This window comes from uncultured Arthrobacter sp. (genome assembly GCF_964021775.1).
Taxonomy (GTDB): Bacteria; Actinomycetota; Actinomycetes; order Actinomycetales; family Micrococcaceae; genus Arthrobacter.
The window spans coordinates 1-3622 of the sequence record NZ_CAXHZI010000042.1 but is presented as its reverse complement, the minus strand read 5'-3'; the positions used below and the strand labels follow the sequence as shown (position 1 = coordinate 3622).

Here is a 3622-nt window from a genome sequence, read left to right as displayed (position 1 = left end):
CCACCCAAACCCAACGGTCCAGGATCGCTCCGGAGCAACTTTTCAAACTTACCCGGCCTCGACTTCCGAAGCAAATCCGGCTTCCCGGACCAACATCAGCAGACGAACCAGCCCCACCAATATTCCTTAGCGATTGAAGCGCCGAAAGAACCTGGTTTTGAATTTTTTGGGGGATTGGCCGCCTCCGGTCCTTCAGCGTTTCCGCTGTTCTCCCTCGTGGCGACTTAGAAAACAATACACCCAGTCGGCCGTAACCGCAAACCTGCTTCGGAACTGCGCCGGGGGCGGTGCAGCCGACCCTGAAACTGCCCGCAAACCAGCCTGCATGGCCCCTCACCACCGCCGGGATCGCGAGGCCACCAGCGAAGCCGCCGTCGCGAGGGGCTGTAAGCCCCATAACTTTGTACCGCCACTGCGGATACCATCAGGGGGTGAGGGCACACGGCCGGCGCCAGTTAGCAGTCCCGTCCCATCGGCGTGTGTCCGGGCCGGCTGTGAACGGGCTTTCGCAACACGACGTCACCGCCCGCATCGAAAGCGGGCTCGACAACCGGGTCCCGGACAAGACGAGCCGGAGCCTGTGGCAGATCTTCCGCGCCAACGTCCTGACGCTCTTCAACGCAATCGTCGGCACGAGCTTCCTCGTGTTGCTGCTGCTGGGCCGCTGGCAGGATGCACTCTTCGGGCTCGCGGCCCTGGGAAACGCGGTAATCGGCGTGGTCCAGGAATTCCGCGCCAAAAGGTCCCTGGACCGCCTCGCTGTGCTGGACGCCCCGCGTGCCCGGGTGCTGCGCGAGGGCCAGATTCAGGAAATCGCAACCGCCGACGTCGTCCGCGACGATGTCCTGGTCCTGCGCGCTGGCGACCAGGTGACGGCGGACGCTGAAGTGCTCGAAGCCGCGGGCCTTGAAGTCGATGAGTCCCTTCTGACCGGCGAATCGGATCCCGTTGACAAGGACACCGGATCGGACGTGCTGTCGGGTTCCATCATTGTGGCTGGCCACAGCAAGGCGCGGGTGGTGCGCGTAGGTGCCGAGTCGTTCGCCAGCCGTCTCACGGCTGATGCCCGAAGGTTCTCGCTCGTCAATTCTGAGATCCGCAACAGCCTCAACCGGGTGCTCCGCTGGATTGCCTGGGCCATCCTGCCGGTCGCAGTCCTTGTGGTGAACGGCGAGCTGCAGGCACGGGGCGGCTGGCAGGACGCGATCGCCACCGGCACTTGGGCGGAAGCTTTGGTCGGCGTCATCGCCAGCGTCATCGCCATGGTGCCGTTGGGTCTCGTCTTGCTGACCAGCGTCGCGTTCGCCGTCGGGGGCCTCAGGCTCGCCGGCCACAAGGTGTTGATCCAGGAGCTCGCGGCCGTCGAAGGGCTCGCACGCGTTGACGTCCTGTGCATGGACAAAACCGGCACCCTAACCGAGGGAGGACTCAGGTTCGACGCGGTCCACCAGCTGACCGGCGCGCCCGATCCGGGCTGGCAGCAGGCCCTCGGCTGGTTCGCCTCCGAACCCGAGGCGAACACGACCGCACGGAGCCTCGGCACTGCGTTTGAGGACGACGGCGGATTCCAGTCAATCTCGTACGTTCCGTTCTCCTCCTCCCGAAAGTGGAGCGGAGTGACCTTTGGCGGGAGCAACGGGTCCACCCCCACGTGGATTCTGGGCGCGCCGGAAATGATCCTTGCTCCGGGAGACCGCACTCCGCCGCTGCCGGCATTCCGGCCGGAAGCGGGTTCCCCCGCCGCCGCTACGTCCCGGGCGTTGGACGCCGACCACGCCGGCGTCCTGGCACAAGCCGGCGAGCTGGCCGGCGCCGGTCTTCGTACATTGCTCTTGGCCGGGGCGGACGGGTTGCCGGGGTCCGGCAAGACGGCCACACTGCCGGACGGACTCCGGCCCGTCGCCCTCTTGACGTTCCGGGAACAACCCCGCACGGACGCCCGCGAAACCCTGGAGTTCTTCCGCGCCGAGGGCGTTGAGTTGAAGATTATTTCCGGGGATGATCCGCGGACTGTCGCTGCCATTGCGCGGCGCGTTGGCCTCGAGGTCAGCGAGGGCTTTGACGCGCGCTCCTTGCCTGAGGACCCCCTGTTGCTCGAGCAAGTGATGGAGGCCAACACTGTGTTTGGCCGAGTCAGCCCCGATCAGAAGAAGGACATGGTTGCCGCCCTTCAGCGACGCGGGCACACCGTGGCCATGACCGGCGACGGGGTCAACGACGCTCTGGCCCTCAAGACGGCCGACTTGGGCATAGCCATGGATTCCGCGGCGCCGGCCACGAAGGCGGTGGCACGTCTGGTCCTCCTCGATGGCCGCTTCGACCGGCTTCCGGAAGTGCTGGCGGAGGGTCGGCGAGTGATCGCCAACATAGAACGCGTGTCCAGCATCTTCCTCAGCAAGACGGCCTACTCGATTGCCATAGCCGTCAGTTTCGGGCTGCTGCAGTGGCAGTTTCCGTTCCTCCCCCGGCAGCTGTCCTTTACCGACGGTCTGACGATCGGAATCCCTGCGTTCTTCCTGGCACTGATGCCGAACACCCGGCGGTACAAACCTGGATTCCTCCGGCGTGCCCTCTGGTTCTCCGTGCCGGCAGGGCTCGTCGTCGCGGGCTCGCTGCTGGTGCTCAACGCGATCGCGACTACCGCCATGGTCCCTGAGCCGGCGCCGGATGCCGTTCGTTCTGCCTCCGTCCTCACGCTTTCTATCGTGGGGCTCTGGATCCTTGCCGTGGTCTCCCGGCCGCTCAACGCCGGCCGGGTTGGGGTGTTGGGCGCCATGTGCGTGGCCCTTGTTGCTTTGTTCAACCTCCCTCTCGCGCAGGACTTCTTCATCCTCTCCTGGCCGCCATCCGAGCTCCTGCTCCCGGCACCAGTTGCCGGAGCTGCCGGAGGACTCGCCATTGAACTCCTCGCATGGCTGCATGGCCGGAAATTTCCGCGCTAACGGCCGACGGCATTGGAGCGGTCGGGGAATACGCACACTTCCTCTCGGCTCCCCGCCCGGCTCGAGACGGGTGAGCCTGCCTTCATCAGCTGGCCGGGTCGTTGTGGAGCTGCCGGTTCTCCTGCGAGCAGCGGCAAGCGACGGAGATCTTCGCGGCCCACTCGAATGCCGCCTCCCATCGGCGTGGCACGCCCCTCCCCAACGCTCCCGCAGCTTCGACCGGCTTTAGCCCGACGCTCCCGCACTTGTGGCCGGCTTTAGCCCGACGCTCCCGCACTTGTGGCCGGCTTCAGCCCAACGCTCCCGCAGTTTTGGCCGGCTTCAGCCCGACGCCCCCGCACTTTTGGCCGCCCTAACGCCGACGCCCCGGCAATTGCTGCGTGACGGCGGCCATCGTCTTTAGGGCGTGCGGGAGTTTTAGTCTCCGACAGCGCTCCTTCATTGAGTGCCGGTTGTGCGGGAGCATCGCGATGATAGGCGGCGGTGCTGCGGGCGGGTTCTGGTTTTAGCAGTCTCTTGTGCGGGAGCGTTGTTGGCTTACCGGCGGGATCTGCGGGAGGGTTCTCGTTTTGGGCGCCGGTTGTGCGGGAGGCTCCGGTGTTCGGTCCCGACGGCGGTGCGTGCGGGGTGTTAAAGGGCTCAGGCCCCGACACGTGGTGTCGGGGCCTGGCTGTAATGGT

General features: G+C 65.9%; 2 protein-coding genes. Both read left to right on the top strand.

The genetic code is table 11. The annotated features are described in order from the left end of the window. Window positions 1–228 (top strand): hypothetical protein (locus tag ABIN76_RS17685; RefSeq protein WP_346960963.1); only part of this gene is annotated, 228 nt, incomplete at its 5' end. 266 nt (window positions 229–494) lie between these two features. After that, the gene (locus tag ABIN76_RS17680) at window positions 495–2942 is read left to right on the top strand and encodes an HAD-IC family P-type ATPase (RefSeq protein ID WP_346960962.1); all 2448 of its coding nucleotides are present in this window, start codon (window positions 495–497) and stop codon (window positions 2940–2942) included. The last annotated feature ends 680 nt before the right edge of the window (window positions 2943–3622 follow it).